Annotated in this window: 15 protein-coding genes and 1 riboswitch; of the genes, 5 read left to right on the forward strand and 10 right to left on the reverse strand. The window is 63.3% G+C overall.

What is annotated here, in order from left to right; all coding sequences use genetic code 11:
• Positions 1–55 precede the first annotated feature (55 nt).
• Entirely contained in the window at positions 56–457 is a 402-nt protein-coding gene (locus P9254_RS22840; RefSeq protein WP_095823806.1) for a GFA family protein, read from the forward strand.
• Here P9254_RS22840 and P9254_RS22845 read toward each other — a convergent pair.
• The 6 genes from P9254_RS22845 to P9254_RS22870 form a co-directional block, all read right to left on the reverse strand.
• Positions 454–738 carry a hypothetical protein gene (locus P9254_RS22845; protein WP_067327851.1) on the reverse strand — a complete coding sequence of 95 codons (285 nt, stop codon included), beginning with the start codon at positions 736–738 and terminating at the stop codon, positions 454–456. The two genes, P9254_RS22840 and P9254_RS22845, sit on opposite strands and share 4 nt — an antisense overlap.
• A gap of 150 nt (positions 739–888) precedes the next feature.
• Positions 889–2802, reverse strand: a complete 1914-nt coding sequence (gene dxs / locus P9254_RS22850; RefSeq protein WP_095823807.1) for a 1-deoxy-D-xylulose-5-phosphate synthase — start codon at positions 2800–2802, stop codon at positions 889–891.
• Between the two features lie 132 nt (positions 2803–2934).
• Positions 2935–3855, reverse strand: coding sequence for a pirin family protein (locus P9254_RS22855; protein WP_278057132.1), 921 nt, complete (start codon positions 3853–3855; stop codon positions 2935–2937).
• Positions 3856–3863: 8 nt separating this feature from the next.
• Positions 3864–4130 carry a DUF2277 domain-containing protein gene (locus P9254_RS22860; protein ID WP_066998050.1) on the reverse strand — a complete coding sequence of 89 codons (267 nt, stop codon included), beginning with the start codon at positions 4128–4130 and terminating at the stop codon, positions 3864–3866.
• Positions 4131–4321: 191 nt separating this feature from the next.
• Positions 4322–4573, reverse strand: coding sequence for an exodeoxyribonuclease VII small subunit (locus P9254_RS22865; RefSeq protein ID WP_095778033.1), 252 nt, complete (start codon positions 4571–4573; stop codon positions 4322–4324).
• A gap of 3 nt (positions 4574–4576) precedes the next feature.
• On the reverse strand, positions 4577–5503 hold the full coding sequence (locus P9254_RS22870) for a histone deacetylase family protein (RefSeq protein ID WP_095827094.1): 927 nt from the start codon (positions 5501–5503) through the stop codon (positions 4577–4579).
• A gap of 114 nt (positions 5504–5617) precedes the next feature.
• A riboswitch (cobalamin riboswitch) is annotated at positions 5618–5795 on the forward strand.
• A 43-nt stretch (positions 5796–5838) separates the two neighbouring features.
• On the opposite strand from P9254_RS22870, the gene bluB reads away from it, so the two are divergent.
• From bluB to P9254_RS22885, 3 genes are all read left to right on the forward strand, one after another.
• Positions 5839–6570, forward strand: a complete 732-nt coding sequence (gene bluB / locus P9254_RS22875; protein ID WP_278057133.1) for a 5,6-dimethylbenzimidazole synthase — start codon at positions 5839–5841, stop codon at positions 6568–6570.
• Between the two features lie 348 nt (positions 6571–6918).
• The gene (locus P9254_RS22880) at positions 6919–8100 is read left to right on the forward strand and encodes an aminotransferase class V-fold PLP-dependent enzyme (RefSeq protein ID WP_278057134.1); all 1182 of its coding nucleotides are present in this window, start codon (positions 6919–6921) and stop codon (positions 8098–8100) included.
• 190 nt (positions 8101–8290) lie between these two features.
• On the forward strand, positions 8291–9145 hold the full coding sequence (locus tag P9254_RS22885) for a D-amino-acid transaminase (protein WP_067327845.1): 855 nt from the start codon (positions 8291–8293) through the stop codon (positions 9143–9145).
• 241 nt (positions 9146–9386) lie between these two features.
• Here P9254_RS22885 and P9254_RS22890 read toward each other — a convergent pair whose 3' ends face one another.
• Complete coding sequence (locus P9254_RS22890) at positions 9387–10367, reverse strand: hypothetical protein (RefSeq protein WP_278057135.1); 981 nt, start codon at positions 10365–10367, stop codon at positions 9387–9389.
• A gap of 144 nt (positions 10368–10511) precedes the next feature.
• Positions 10512–11102 carry a TetR/AcrR family transcriptional regulator gene (locus P9254_RS22895; protein ID WP_067327843.1) on the reverse strand — a complete coding sequence of 197 codons (591 nt, stop codon included), beginning with the start codon at positions 11100–11102 and terminating at the stop codon, positions 10512–10514.
• 121 nt (positions 11103–11223) lie between these two features.
• On the opposite strand from P9254_RS22895, the gene P9254_RS22900 reads away from it, so the two are divergent.
• Positions 11224–12447, forward strand: coding sequence for an MFS transporter (locus tag P9254_RS22900; RefSeq protein ID WP_278057136.1), 1224 nt, complete (start codon positions 11224–11226; stop codon positions 12445–12447).
• A 25-nt stretch (positions 12448–12472) separates the two neighbouring features.
• Here P9254_RS22900 and P9254_RS22905 read toward each other — a convergent pair whose 3' ends face one another.
• Both P9254_RS22905 and ribB read right to left on the reverse strand, forming a co-directional pair.
• Positions 12473–13009: a GNAT family N-acetyltransferase gene (locus P9254_RS22905; RefSeq protein ID WP_278057137.1), complete on the reverse strand. Its 537-nt coding sequence runs from the start codon at positions 13007–13009 to the stop codon at positions 12473–12475.
• A 32-nt stretch (positions 13010–13041) separates the two neighbouring features.
• Positions 13042–14142 (reverse strand): 3,4-dihydroxy-2-butanone-4-phosphate synthase, encoded by a 1101-nt coding sequence (ribB, locus tag P9254_RS22910; RefSeq protein WP_067327840.1) that lies wholly within the window; start codon positions 14140–14142, stop codon positions 13042–13044.
• Positions 14143–14151 lie beyond the last annotated feature (9 nt).

Genomic DNA, 14151 nt, shown 5'->3' on the forward strand with positions numbered 1-14151 from the left:
GGGGCACGGCAGAATGCCGGTGCCTATAGTCCGCTCACCCGGGCGAGGAAGAGCCATGCTGAAGGGAACCTGCCATTGCGGCGCTGCGCACTGGACGCTGGAAGGCGATCCGGGATCGATCACCGCCTGCAACTGCACCCTTTGCCGCCGCTACGGCACGCTCTGGGCCTATGACTATGTCGACGAGCGTATCCGCATCGCAGGTCCGACGAGCTCCTACAGGAGGGTCGAGGTGGCCGAGCCCGCGCTGGAAATCCTGTTCTGTCCGAAATGCGCCTGTGTGCTCGCCTGGCGCGGGTTGCTTCCCGGCTCGAGCGGCCGCACTCGCATCGCCGTCAATGTCAGGCTGGCCCCGCCGGAGGCGGTCGCCGACCTGCCGATCGAGCATTTCGACGGCCTCGAAACGTTCGACGACCTGCCGCGCGACGGCCGCTGCGTGCGCGATATGTGGTTTTAGAAAATAGTCCGCGAGACCGGGCGCTCGACCGCCGGCATCAGGCCGTCATTGTGGGAGGCCTGCTCGCGCGGCTCAGCAGGAGCCGGCGCCGTCGGCGCGGCTTCCTGCGGCACCACCAGTTGGGGAGCCTGCTTGTAGGAGAAGCCGCCGCGGATGTTGCCCATCTTGCCGGCAACGATGTCCATCACCGCCTTTTCGAGGTTGCGGTCGTAACGCGTTTCGGCTGCCACCGGCGCGGCCATGGCACTCAGCAGGGCCATGCCGCAAAGGAACGAATTCATTGTTCTTATCCCCTGCCTAGGACCAGGGTTTTAGCAGGGCGCCCGTTGAAAATCGGCCAAAAGACAAGGTAACCGAACGGCCAAATGAAAACGTAAACAAACAGTTGCAGCCGCAGCCAGCAAACTCAATCGGAGAGCTGAGGTTTCGATTCAGGCGCGCTGCGCCTGCATTCCATGGCCGAGTGCGGCGAAAACCGTCCGCACGATGCCGGTCGTGTCGAGGCCCGCGTCGGCATACATCTTCTCAGGCTTGGCGTGATCGGTGAACTCGTCCGGCAAGACCAGCGGGCGCACCTTGAGGCCGTTTTCCAACAGGCCTTCATGGGCGAGGAAATGCAGCACCTGGCTGGCGAAGCCGCCGACCGCGCCCTCCTCGACCGTCACGAGAACCTCATGCGAGCGCGCCAGGCGGCGGATGAGATCCTCGTCCAGCGGCTTGGCGAAGCGAGCGTCGGCAACGGTGGTCGAAAGGCCCGCGGCGCCGAGCTCCTCGGCGGCCAGCAGGCAATCCTGCAGCCGCGTGCCGAACGAGAGCAGCGCCACCTTGGTGCCTTCCTTGAGAATGCGGCCTTTGCCGATCTCGAGCACTGAGCCGCGCTCCGGCATGTCGACGCCGACGCCGTTGCCGCGCGGATAGCGGAAGGCGATCGGGCCGCCGTCGTAGTCGGCTGCCGTGCGCACCATATGGCGAAGCTCCGCCTCATCGGCGGCGGCCATGACGACGAAGCCAGGCAGCGAGGCGAGGAAGGTCGTGTCGAAGGCGCCGCAGTGCGTGGCGCCGTCGGCGCCGACGAAGCCGGCGCGGTCGATCGGGAAGCGCACCGGCAGTTTCTGGATTGCCACGTCGTGCACCACCTGATCGTAGGCGCGCTGCAGGAAGGTCGAATAGATGGCGGCGAAGGGCTTGTAGCCTTCGGTGGCGAGGCCGGCGGCGAAGGTCACCGCGTGCTGCTCGGCAATGCCGACATCGAAGGTTCGGGCCGGGAACACCTCGCCGAAGAGGTCGAGGCCGGTGCCACTCGGCATCGCGGCGGTGATCGCCACGATTCGTTCGTCCTCGCGCGCCTCCTGGATCAGGCTCTCGGCGAAGACCTTGGTGTAGCTCGGCGCGTTGGCCGGCGCTTTCGCTTGCGCGCCGGTGATGACGTCGAACTTGTTGACGCCGTGATACTTGTCGGCGGCGGCCTCCGCCGGCGCGTAGCCCTTGCCCTTCTGGGTGACGACATGGATCAGAATGGGACCGTCGCCATTATCGCGGACGTTCTTCAGCACCGGGATCAGGTGCTCCAAATTGTGTCCATCGATCGGGCCGATGTGGAAGAATCCCATCTCCTCGAACAGCGTGCCGCCGGTGACGTAACCGCGCGCATGCTCGACCGCGCGGGTGATGGCGCTGTCGGCGCGCTTGCCGAGATAGGAGGTCAGCTTCTTGCCGAAATCGCGCAGGCCGAGATAGGTCTTGCCGGAGGCAAGCCTCGCCAGATAGGCGCTCATCGCGCCGGTCGGCGGGGCGATCGACATGTCATTGTCGTTGAGGATGACGATCAGGCGGGCATTGAGCGCGCCGGCGTTGTTCATCGCCTCATAGGCCATCCCGGCGGACATGGCGCCGTCGCCGATGACGGCGATGACATTGTTGCGGCCGCCCGCAAGGTCGCGGCCCATCGCCATGCCGAGGCCGGCCGAAATCGAAGTCGAGGAATGCGCTGCGCCGAAGGGGTCGTATTCGCTCTCTGCGCGCCGGGTGAAGCCGGAGAGACCGCCTTCCTGGCGAAGCGTGCGGATGCGGTCGCGGCGGCCGGTCAGAATCTTGTGCGGGTAGGCCTGGTGGCCAACGTCCCAGATCAGCCGGTCTTCCGGCGTGTTGAAGACATAGTGCAGCGCAACCGTAAGCTCGACGACGCCGAGACCGGCGCCAAGATGGCCGCCGGTGTGCGACACCGCATCGATCAGCTCCGCGCGCAGTTCGGTCGCCAGCTGCGGCAGCTCGCTTTCATCAAGCGTCCGCAAATCCGCGGGGATGCGGACTTTGTCGAGGAGCGGCGTGTCAGGCTTCGGGTTCACTCTGGGACGGCCTGTCAACTTAACCTTGGGTTAACCTTCAAATATGCGCTTTGCTATGCGCGAGATAGGCTGACGGCGCGCCAATGTAAATGCGTGTCAGTGACGCGCCTGGCGCAGAATGTCCATCCTTCGCTAACCTTCCGGCAGCGGAATGAATTCTTCCTCATCGCCAGGAACGATATCGAAGCGGCCCGTCTTCCATTCTTCCTTGGCCTGCTCGATGCGTTCTTTCGAGGACGAAACGAAATTCCACCAGATATAGCGCTTGGAGCCCAGCGACGCTCCGCCGAACAGCATGAAATGCGCGCCGCGCTCGGACGACACGACGATTTCCTCGCCCGGTTTGAACACCAAAAGCCGCTCGGCCGGGAAACGGTCGCCGGCAATCGAAACCTCGCCCTCCAGCGTGTAGATGGCGCGTTCCTCGGCGTCGCCGGGGATTTTGACGCTGGCGCCCGCCGCCAGCCGCAGATCGGCATAGAGCGTTTCCGAGGCGGTCGCGACGGGCGAGCGCAGCCCGGAAAATTCGCCGATGACGACGCGGCCGCTAACGCCCTCGGCATCGATTTCGGGCAGTTGGACGACCGACGTGTTCGCGAACACCGGGGCGATTTCTTCCTTGCTGTCCGGCAGCGCCAGCCAGGTTTGCAGGCCGGAAATCGACATCGGCGCGCGGCGCAATTCCTCGGGCGTGCGCTCGGAATGAACGATGCCGCGGCCGGCGGTCATCAAATTCACGTCGCCCGGCGCGATCACCATTTCGGTGCCGAGCGAGTCGCGATGCCTGATCTTGCCGTCGAACAGATAAGTGACGGTGGAAAGCCCGATATGCGGATGCGGGCGCACGTCGATCGCATGGCCGGCGCGCAGGATGGCCGGACCCATGCGGTCGAAGAAGATGAACGGACCGACCAGCCTGCGCTTCGCCGTCGGCAAGGCGCGGCGAACCTCGAAGCCGCCAATGTCCTTGGCGTTCGGAATGACCATCAACTCGATCTGGTCGCAGGCGAAGTCGTCGCCGGCCTCAGGATCGTTGCCCGGAAAGAAGCTCATGACCGGCGTCAGGCGAAGCGGAGCGCGGATCGGGCCTTCGCCTTGGCGGCCTCTTCCTCGCGGTTGCGCGGATGCTGGGTGGTTTCGAGGCTGTCAAGCAACTCGCGCGCGGCGGCGGCGATCGCCTCGACGGCGTGGTTGAAGGCATGCTCGTTGCGCTTGGACGGCTTGGTCGCGCCGCTCAGCTTGCGAACGAACTGCAGCGCCGCGTCATGGACCTCGTCGTCGGTCGCCGGCGGATCGAAGTTGAACAGGGTCTTGATGTTTCGGCACATGCTTTAACTCCTTACCTGCTTTCTGCCCGAACCGGTCTGACATTGTGCACCGAGGTGTGTTGAGATTCAGGTCAGACCGAGCCGAAAATGGCGGGTTCCGAGAACCGGACCGGAGCGTACTTGAAGGACGTGAGCACCGGAACCGCAGAAAGCCGCGTTTGCAGGCGGCCTCACCTGAATATCAATACACCTCACTCGGCGTCGAGCGGCTCCGTTCCAACCGGCTTGCCGTCGCGCGAGAGCCTGATCTTCTCGACCTTGTCCTCGGCGGCCTTGAGCAAGCGGTCGCAATGAGCCTTCAGCGCCTCGCCGCGCTCGTAGATCTTGATCGACTGGTCGAGCGGAACGTCGCCGCGCTCCAGATCATCGACGATCTTCTCCAGCGCGTCGAGCGCCTGTTCGAAGCTCATCGCCTTGACGTCTTGGTTAGCTTCATCAGCCATCATTCATCCCTTCATCAGCCGCCCGACATGGGCGGCGACCGAAAATGCCAATCCTTGCAGATCGTAACCGCCCTCCAGCAGGCTGACGAGCCGGTTGCCGCTGTGGCGCCCGGCGCGCTCCATCAGCTGGCCGGTCGCCCAGTCGAAATCATCCTCGGTCAGGTTGATCGCGGCCAGCGGATCGCGATGGTGCGCATCGAAACCGGCGGAAATGATGATCAGATCCGGCTGGAAGGCGTCGATCGACGGCAGCACGCGCGACAGGAAGGCGTCGCGGAACGTGTCGCTGCCGGTGCTCGGCGCAAGCGGCGCGTTGACGATGTTGCCGGCGCCGGTCTCGCTCTTGGCACCGGTGCCCGGATAGAGCGGCATCTGGTGGGTCGAGCAATAGAGCACCGACGGATCGTCCCAGAAAATGTCCTGCGTGCCGTTGCCGTGATGCACATCCCAATCGACGATGGCGACGCGCTCGGCCTGGTGCTTCTCCTGCGCATAACGGGCGGCGATCGCCGCGGTGTTGAACAGGCAAAAGCCCATCGCGGTCGCTTTTTCGGCGTGATGGCCCGGCGGACGCGCGGCAACGAAGACATTGGCGGCACGGCCCTCGAACACATCGTCGACGGCGGCGTTCGCCGCGCCGATCGCCGTCACCGCGGCCTGCCAGCTTTTCGGGCTGGCGCTGGTGTCGGCATCGATCGAGACGATCCCCGTCTCGGGAATCGCAGCGCGGACACGGCCGACGAAATCCTCCGGATGCGCGTAAAGGATAGTCGCCTCGTCGCCTTCCGGCGCCTCGACGCGGTCGAGGGCCGAAAAAGCCTCGTCGTCGAGCACGCGCTCGATGGCGCGCAAACGGTCGGGCCGCTCGGGGTGGCCGGGCGGCGTGAGGTGTTCCAGGAATACCGGATGAGTGTAAAGACGAGTGGTCATGGCGCCTAATCTAGGCACCTGTCGCACGGATAGCCATGTTCCAGCGCCGAATGATTGGGGAAATCGCGCCCAATCGTGTCGCTGGCGGCATTGGCCCGGCTTCGGCTTCGCGATAAGGTCGCGTCGCTGCCTGGTGCCCGCAACGCGGGAGAATCGGGAACACGGTTGAAATCCGTGGCGTGCCCAACGCTGTGAGGGGGACCGCGCCGGCAAACGCCACTGTCCCAGACGGGAAGGCGCCGGATGCGGGTCGATCCCGAGCCAGAAGACCGGCCCGGCAGACATGGTCATCCGCATGGTCAGGCGGAGGACTGCTTATCGCAAGGGGACAAGCGATGCAGGCACGAACAGCCGCCGCCGGCGGCGATGACTTTGACCAATTGGCGCGCGACGCCGTCTACCGGGCCATGTTCACCCGGCGCGACGTGCGCAGCCATTTCCTTGCCGACGATCTCGAAGACGGCGTTTTGGCGCGGCTGCTCACCGCGGCACACCACGCGCCGTCGGTCGGCTACATGCAGCCCTGGAACTTCATCGTCATCCGGGACGCCACAAGGCGGCGGCAGGTGCGCGACCTGTTTTTGGCCGCGCGCGAACAGGAACTGCCGGCGATCGAGGCGGACCGGCAGGCGCTCTACCGCAAGCTGAAGCTCGAGGGCATCTGCGAAAGCGCGCTCAACCTGTGCATCACCTGCGACCGCCAGCGCTCGAAGAACTCGCCGCTCGGGCGCTGGCACAATCCGGAGATGGACCTCTACAGCACCGTCTGCGCGGTGCAGAATTTCTGGCTCGCGGCGCGGGCGGAAGGCGTCGGGGTCGGCTGGGTGAGCATCATCGAGCCCGAAGCGCTGAAGCGACTGCTGTCGATCCCCGAGCACGTCACGCCGATCGCCTATCTCTGCGTCGGCCGCGTCTCGGAATTCGCTCCAAGGCCCGACCTCGAAGCGCATGGCTGGGGCAAGCGCCTGCCGCTGCCCGAGCTGGTGATGAGCGAGACCTTTTGCGGCGCCGGCGAGGCGCCGCTCAAATCGGCGATCGCTCGTCTCGGAGAACGATTGAAGCCTTAGAACCGCTCGGCGTTCCATAGACCCGCACCAACCGCAACGCGCCATCGCGCTCCGCGTTTGCGCAATGGCGCATTGGCAGGCCTGACCGTCGTTGCCCGCTCTCAGAAAACCGGGGATTGTTCGCGCATCGCTTGACAACGTGACGGTTCTTCTTGGCGTGGTTGGGCCGGATCTCCGCACTCGCTTCCTCACTGCTAACCCTGTGCCAAGCGATGTAGTTCTCGGGCTTCAACGTCTGGTGAATTCACCGGCGTTCGGAATTAAATTCTGTCTTCTCATGTGAATAGGCAGATTGAGCTGGGCTTCGGCGCTTATTGTCGGGCGATAGATGAGACCCGGCGCGTTCCCATGAACTTTTTTGCAATAGATCGGTCCGCCGAACATGAGGGCGAAGCGGAATGGGAGCGCATCCGCGCAAAATACCCGCCGCAAGAACCATTCCTCAACTTGAACAACGCCGCGGTCAGTCCCCCACCGACTGTTGTCGAGGAAGCGACGATTGACGCCTACCGCTTCATCAGTCGCAATCCCGACTACAATATGTGGAGCAAGCTCGACACAGCACTTCCTCATATCAAACGCGAGCTGGCGGAACTAATCGATTGCAGCCCCGGAGAGATCGCGCTGAACCGGAATTCGTCGGAGGGTCTTTCGACAGCGATCTTCGGAATACCGCTGACTAAGGGCGATCAAGTGCTGATCTCGCCTTGGGACTACCCCAGCGTTCGTGCGGGCTGGCTGCAGCGGCAACAGCGCGAGGGCATCGAGGTTGTAAACTGCACCTTCGACCTCATGGACAGCGACGACGACATCATCGAATCCTATGTTCAGGCGATGACCCCGCGTACCCGCGTCCTGCAGCTGACTCACATGTACCACTGGAACGGGCGTGTCCTGCCGGTGAACCGGCTCTGCGAAATCGCGCGGGAGCGCGACATCATGACCGTCGTCGACGGTGCCCAGACTTTTGCTCAGATGCCGGTCAGCTTCCGCGAACTCGATTGCGATTTTTTTGTCACCAGCCTGCACAAGTGGCTCGGTGCTCCTATCGGCAACGGTATGCTGGTCGTGAGCGAACGCCGGATCGATACCACCTGGCCATTGCTTGCACCTTTCGACCAGCCCGCGGTGCACATAGACAGGTTCGACCATTGGAATCTCGGCACCTACAATTCCGCTGTCCAGGCAGGAATCGCGCCCGCAATTCAATTCCACAAGGCGATCGGCGCGGAACGGATGCATGCGCGACTGCGCGAACTCACCCGATATTGGGTAGGTCTCGTCCAGGACATTCCCGGTTTCAGGCTCCATACGCCGACCGACACGGACAGCCTCGCTGCGATAAGTCTGTTTTCGATCGACAGCATCGACATGCAGCAACTCGAGCGCGACCTTCGCGAGAAACACCAGGTCCACGTGAAATACCGCAAGGTCGAGCACGTCGAGGGTTTGCGGGTTTCGCCACACATTTACATGCTTAAGCGCGATCTTGATGCCTTTGTCGCCGCGCTGCGAAGCGCTGTGGAGTGAACCGACGAATTTCTCGGGGCTGTGCCTGACCTTAGCCGCCTGCTGTCTGGCGAATAGCGTTTTCGCAGTCGAGGGGTGCAGGATGGCAGCGCCGCTATTGCGCTTGAAGCTGCCTAGGCCTGCACCCTGACAAGAGTTCAATAGTTTCGCTCAAGGCCGTGAGCGTGGTCTGCATTTTTGAGGTCTATCAATGCGCCAAGTCTATGTGAGTGGATCCTATCTACCGGAAAGCGAGGCCCGTATCTCGGTCTTCGATCGGGGCTTCCTGTTCGCCGACGGAGTCTATGAGGTCACGCTCGTTCTTGATGGCAAGCTCGTCGATTTTGCCAGTCACATGGCGCGCCTGCGGCGATCGCTCCGTGAGCTCGATATGCCGTTCTCCCTGACCGAAGCAGATCTTTTGAAGATCCACAGGGAGCTCATTGGACGGAACAATGTATCCGAGGGACTTGTCTATTTGCAGATCACCCGGGGCGCGGCCGACCGCGATTTCATATTTCCTACTCGGGATACGCCGAACACCGTGGTGCTCTTCACACAAGAGAAGGCACTTGTCGAAAATCCGGTCGCCATACGCGGTCAGCACGTCATAACCGTGGAAGATCTCCGGTGGCGGCGCTGCGACATCAAAACGGTGCAACTCCTGTATCCCTCCATGGCCAAAATGCAGGCGAAATCACGCGGCGCCGATGACGCATGGCTAGTGAGGGATGGTTACGTCACGGAAGGCTCTTCCAACAACGCCCATATCGTGACTTCGGATGGGACGATCGTCACGCGGGATCTCTCGAGCGATATCCTGCACGGGATTACCCGGGCAGTCGTTCTGCAGTGCGCAAGTGAACTTCATCTGCGGGTGGAGGAGCGCCCATTCACGGTAGTAGAGACCAGACTTGCGACGGAGGCGTTTTCAACGTCATCATCCGGGCTGGTGAACCCGGTGGTCAGGATGGATGGTGCGCCGATCGGCAACGGGCTGCCGGGCGTAGTCACCCGGCGGTTGCGACAAATTTATCTCGATAGAAGCCGAGCATCGGCGATCTAGCGTTGATCGTCGACGGTGTTCTCTGCGGCGTCAAACATCGATACGCTACCTGCCGGTGGCGTTACTGGGGCGCATATGGACCGCGCTAACTCAAGCACTCCTGACGCCAGCCCTGCACGTGAATAGCTCGCCCGAGCACTCGCGGCGCCCAAGTAGCTTGACAAGGCCGCTGCTAGGCTGGCGTTCGCGCCAGATGCTGGCGGCGATCCTTCCATTGGCGGGGCATCTCCTCTGACTCTAGTCAAGCGGTCCTTGGCGAATCCCAGCGCGAGCCGCCGAAGGGGCTGAGCGCCTTGTCGCGCAATTCCCTGAACTTGGACGAGGCTTCGGCCAGGCGCCGGTCCCATTCCGGATTGGGGACCTGGCCCTCGATGGTGGCGAAGTAGACCTGCATCAGCGAAGCGATGGCGAAGGGCTCGATGAAAGCCGCCTTGAAGGCCCAGGCGAAGACGATGGCCAACACGAAGGCCCAGCCGGCAAGCTGGCCCGGCATGGCCCAGAGGATCGCGGCGGCGGGCGCCAGCATCAAAAGGAAGATGACGAAGGAAACACCCCACATGATCACCGCCAGCCAGACGGCGTTCTTGACCATCAACTTGCCGTTCTGCGCATAGAGCACGACGCCTTGTCTGGCGGTCTCGAAAGGCGAGTTGGAATTGGTGCGGATGTTGTAGCCGAGGATGATCTCGTCGACATAGGTCAGCGACAGGCGGATGACGGTGTTGATGAAGCTCACCAGACCGCTCAAGCCTGGAATGGGTAGGAACGCAGCAATGCCGCCGATCAGCCCGGTGATGGCGCGGATGGCGCCTTTCACCAGCTGGTCGACGACGAAAAGGATGTTGGCCTCGGCGAAGCGCTTCGTGACCACTTCGCGCGCATAGGCGATCTGGCCCTGGCCGTCGGGAACTTCCTGCCCGTCGATCAGATGGACCATGACGGCGATATGGCCGGCCTTGAGCACATAGAGAATGTATTCGCGGATCCAGTAGACGGCGATCGAGACCACGCCGAAGCCGACGACCCCACCCCACAAGGCAAAGGACATCGGCCCGTCCGGATCGGTCGAGATGTGGCCGACGCCGTAACCGACGCTGGCGCCGGTGCCGGTCGCTGTTGTGTAGGCCACCGTGATGCCGAAATAGACGATGATGCGAAAGACGATGAACGGCCACGTCCGCATCATGATGGACACCGACCGGCCGATGCTGAAGTCCCACATGGCCCCGACCCTCCGCCTCAGAGAATTGGCGGGAGAGGATGCGCTCGCTCCTGCCAAAGTCAATGTCGGAGGGATTTTGAGCGGGGGACAATTGTCTGAGGCAGCGCGGACCCGAGTGATTGCCCGGAACGCCGCGACCGGATGCTATTTGGTTTTCAGGCCTTCCAGCAGCTGCTTGAACGCCGCCACAACCTTCTTCGACGTCGCTTCCGGATCCTTGGCATTGGCGATGCGCTGCGAGGCCTGGCTACTGGCGCCGTTGATGAGCCGCGCTGCGGTCTCGGGATCGAGATCGGGAACGACGACGCCCTCCTCCTGCAGCTTTGACAGGTGATCGGCCATTGAAGCCGTGCAGGCGCTGGCGTTGGGCCACTGAGCCGGATCGCCGAGCACGGCCGGGCCGTCCCTGAACATGATGCGCTGGATTTCCGGCTCAAGCGCCATCTCGATATAGGTGGTGCATTCGTCGACGAAATGCTGCCAGCGAGTAGGCGCCCGCGAGGCCACCTCGTTCACCCGCGCCGCCATCTCGGCGTCGATCTCGGCGATCACTGCCTGCAGGAGCCCCTTCTTGTCGCCGAAATGATGATAGAGCGCGCCGCGCGTCAGACCCGCCGAAGCGGTGAAATCGTCCATCGAGGCCTTGGCATAGCCGATCGTGCCGAAGGCATGGCGCGCGGCCGCGATCAGCTTGGCGCGCGTTTCGGCGATCATCTCCTTGCGGGGTTTGTGCATGGCTCCTGGCCTTATTCACATACGCGTCGTATGCTAATTGACATACGCGACGTATGAACTATCTGACATTCATACGCTGCGTATGTAATTGCGGCGCCTTCCCTTGTCGAGGAACAGGACCATGCGAAACCCCTATTCGGAAATCTTTCGGGCTCCTGGCACGAAGAGCTTCGCCGCGGCAGCCTTCATCGCGCGGCTGCCGATCGCCATGGCGCCGATCGGCATTGTGGCGATGCTGTCGCAAACGCATGGCGAGTACTGGCTGGCCGGCGCGGTCTCGGCCACATACGCTTTATTCAACGCCTTCCTGTCGCCGCAGGTCTCGCGGCTGGTCGACCGCCTCGGCCAGAGCCGGATTGCCGTGCCGACGACACTTGTCTCGGTGCTTGCCTTCGCAACCTTGATCGTCGCGGCCAACCAGCACTGGCCGGTGTGGACCTTGTTCCTATCCGCGCTGCTTGCCGCGTTAATGCCCAGCATCCCGGCGCTGGTCAGGGCGCGCTGGACCGAGATTTTTCGCGACCGCCCCGAGCTCAATACCGCCTTCGCCTTCGAATCGGCCGCGGACGAGCTGGTCTATGTCGCTGGGGCATCGCTGTCGGTAGGCTTGAGTGCCGCGCTGTTCCCGGAAGCCGGGATGGTGGTGAGCACCTTGCTGCTCGCCTTCGGCTCGGCGGCATTCCTGCTGCAGCGTTCGACGGAACCGCCCATCCGTCCGGCCGAGGATGGCGCGGCCGGTTCGGCGATCCGCCTGCGGCCGGTGCAGATCATCACCATCGCGCTGATCTTTGTCGGCGCGACCTTCGCAACCACGGAAGTCACCACCGTTGCCATTACCGAAGAGCTCGGCCAGCCCGAAGCAGCCAGCCTCGTCATCGGCGTCTATGCACTGGGATCCTTCGTGCTCGGCATCATCGTCGGCGCGCTCAGTTTGCGCACGCCGCTGCAACGCCAACTCGCGATAGCGGTCGCCGTCATCGCGCTCACCACGCTGCCGCTGCTTTTTGCCGACACGGTGCCGACCCTGGCGCTAGCCGTCTTCGTCAGCGGCGTTGCCATCTCGCCGACCTTCATCACCGCCTTTGGCCTGATCGAACGCCACGTGCCGCCGGCAATGCTCACGGAAGGCGTGACCTGGGTGGCCACCGGGATCGGCATCGGCATGGCGCTAGGCTCCTTCGCCGCCGGCTGGATGGTCGACACTTTTGGACCGCAGAACGGGTTCTGGGTGTCGGTGGCGGCAGGCTCAGTCGCTTTGGTCACCGTGCTCGCCGGCCAGTGTCGGCTGGCGACGCCGGACTGCGACCCGAATGAATGCGAAGCGGCGATTGCTCCGGCTGGATGATACCGATGCATCCGGCTCTGGCTGGCTATACGTCCTGCTGTCGAACGAACTTCGCCGACGGGAATGCGTAAAGCCCCGTCGGCGCGCCATGGAGCATGATCTCCCGCTCGAAGACGAAGCCGCATTTCTCCAGCACGCGCCGCGATGCCGGATTGGCGGGACGCGCCAGTGCGATCACCCGATCGGCGCGCAAGGGGCCGAAAGCCGCGTGCAAGGTCCCCCGGACCAGTTCCGTCGCGTAGCCATGCCCCCAAGTCTCGGGATGAAGATGATAGGACAGGTTCAGCCCATCGAAATCGCTCGATAAGGTGACACCGCCGAAGCCGATCAGCCTCTCGTTGGCTTCGACCGCCCAGCGACCAAATCCGCGCCTGTCCCAATGATCGATGTCGCGAGCGAGCCTTGCGGCACTCTGCTGCGGCGTGTCCGGCTTCGGGTCGGGGCGATGCGCCACCAGTTCGGGGCGCGAGAAAAGATCGGCCAGAAACTCCAGATCCGCCTGTTTGGGCCGGCGCAGCAGCAGTCGTTCGGTCTGCTGGCTGACAGGCAATGGCGCGGCCATCGTTTTTCTCCGTCGCCCTGTCGGCCGAAACGTCAGAGAATTTCCGTCTTGGCGATGTGAATGCCGAATCCTTCGAGCCCGACATAGTGGCGCTCGCGCGAGGCGATCAGGTTGATCGAGGAGATGCCGAGATCCTTGAGGATCTGCGCTCCGAGCCCGATCTCGCGCCACTCGTTCTCGCGCCGGCGCGCCTCTTCGTGATCCTCGCGGTCGCCGCTTTGTGGCCGCTTGCGCTCCTGATGGGCGACGCCGACCGAGCCTTCGCGCAGGTAGACGATGACGCCACGCTTGCGCTCGCCCATCGCCTTCATGATGTGGTCCAAGCGGTGGCTGGTGCCGAAGACGTCGGTGACGACGTCTTCCGAATGCAGCCGCACCGGCACCTCCTCGCCGTCGCGGATGTCGCCGAAGACGACCGCGACATGGTGCATGGAATCCCAGGGCAGCGTGTAGGTGAAGACCTGCGCCTTGCCGCCGGGCGTCTCGATGTCGGAGCAGGCGACGCGCTCGACCAGCGTTTCCTTGCGTTGGCGATAGGCGATGAGATCGGCGACCGAAACCTGCTTCAGCCCGTGCTGCGCGGCGAAAGCCTGCACCTCAGGTCCACGCTTGACGGTGCCGTCGTCGTTGACCAGTTCGGAGATGACGCCGATCGGCGGCAGCCCGGCGAGTTTGCACAGGTCGACCGCGGCTTCCGTATGGCCCGAGCGCATCAAGACACCGCCTTCGCGCGCGATCAGCGGGAAGATGTGGCCGGGCCGCACGAAGTCGGAGGCACCAACATTGCCATTGGCGAGGTTACGCACGGTGAGCGTGCGGTCGTCCGCCGAAATACCCGTCGTGGTGCCGTGCTTGAAGTCGACGCTGACGGTGAAAGCCGTGGTGTGGGCGGAATCATTGTCGGCCACCATGGGCGCAAGGTTTAGCCTCCTTGCGTCCTCGCGCAGCATCGGCGTGCAGACGATGCCGGAGGTGTTGCGGACGATGAAGGCCATCTTTTCCGGCGTGCAGTGGACGGCGGCAACGATCAGGTCGCCCTCGTTCTCGCGCCCATCATCGTCCATGACGACGACGATCTCGCCGCGCTCGAAAGCGCGGATCGCTTCGACGATCTTCTTCTGGTCGTATGGCATGGACGCTCG

The sequence above is a fragment of the Mesorhizobium sp. WSM4983 genome, assembly GCF_029625765.1.
Classification (GTDB): domain Bacteria; phylum Pseudomonadota; class Alphaproteobacteria; order Rhizobiales; family Rhizobiaceae; genus Mesorhizobium.

What these genes read in the sequence shown, in the direction of transcription:
- P9254_RS22855 (WP_278057132.1), bottom strand. Translation starts at nt 3,855, where the DNA reads ATGAGCTTCTTTCCGGGCAACGATCCTGAGGCCGGCGACGACTTCGCC.
- P9254_RS22840 (WP_095823806.1), top strand. Translation starts at nt 56, where the DNA reads ATGCTGAAGGGAACCTGCCATTGCGGCGCTGCGCACTGGACGCTGGAA.
- P9254_RS22900 (WP_278057136.1), top strand. Translation starts at nt 11,224, where the DNA reads ATGCGAAACCCCTATTCGGAAATCTTTCGGGCTCCTGGCACGAAGAGC.
- P9254_RS22845 (WP_067327851.1), bottom strand. Translation starts at nt 738, where the DNA reads ATGAATTCGTTCCTTTGCGGCATGGCCCTGCTGAGTGCCATGGCCGCG.
- P9254_RS22870 (WP_095827094.1), bottom strand. Translation starts at nt 5,503, where the DNA reads ATGACCACTCGTCTTTACACTCATCCGGTATTCCTGGAACACCTCACG.
- P9254_RS22895 (WP_067327843.1), bottom strand. Translation starts at nt 11,102, where the DNA reads ATGCACAAACCCCGCAAGGAGATGATCGCCGAAACGCGCGCCAAGCTG.
- P9254_RS22890 (WP_278057135.1), bottom strand. Translation starts at nt 10,367, where the DNA reads ATGTGGGACTTCAGCATCGGCCGGTCGGTGTCCATCATGATGCGGACG.
- P9254_RS22885 (WP_067327845.1), top strand. Translation starts at nt 8,291, where the DNA reads ATGCGCCAAGTCTATGTGAGTGGATCCTATCTACCGGAAAGCGAGGCC.
- P9254_RS22865 (WP_095778033.1), bottom strand. Translation starts at nt 4,573, where the DNA reads ATGGCTGATGAAGCTAACCAAGACGTCAAGGCGATGAGCTTCGAACAG.
- P9254_RS22905 (WP_278057137.1), bottom strand. Translation starts at nt 13,009, where the DNA reads ATGGCCGCGCCATTGCCTGTCAGCCAGCAGACCGAACGACTGCTGCTG.
- P9254_RS22880 (WP_278057134.1), top strand. Translation starts at nt 6,919, where the DNA reads ATGAACTTTTTTGCAATAGATCGGTCCGCCGAACATGAGGGCGAAGCG.
- ribB (WP_067327840.1), bottom strand. Translation starts at nt 14,142, where the DNA reads ATGCCATACGACCAGAAGAAGATCGTCGAAGCGATCCGCGCTTTCGAG.
- P9254_RS22860 (WP_066998050.1), bottom strand. Translation starts at nt 4,130, where the DNA reads ATGTGCCGAAACATCAAGACCCTGTTCAACTTCGATCCGCCGGCGACC.
- bluB (WP_278057133.1), top strand. Translation starts at nt 5,839, where the DNA reads ATGCAGGCACGAACAGCCGCCGCCGGCGGCGATGACTTTGACCAATTG.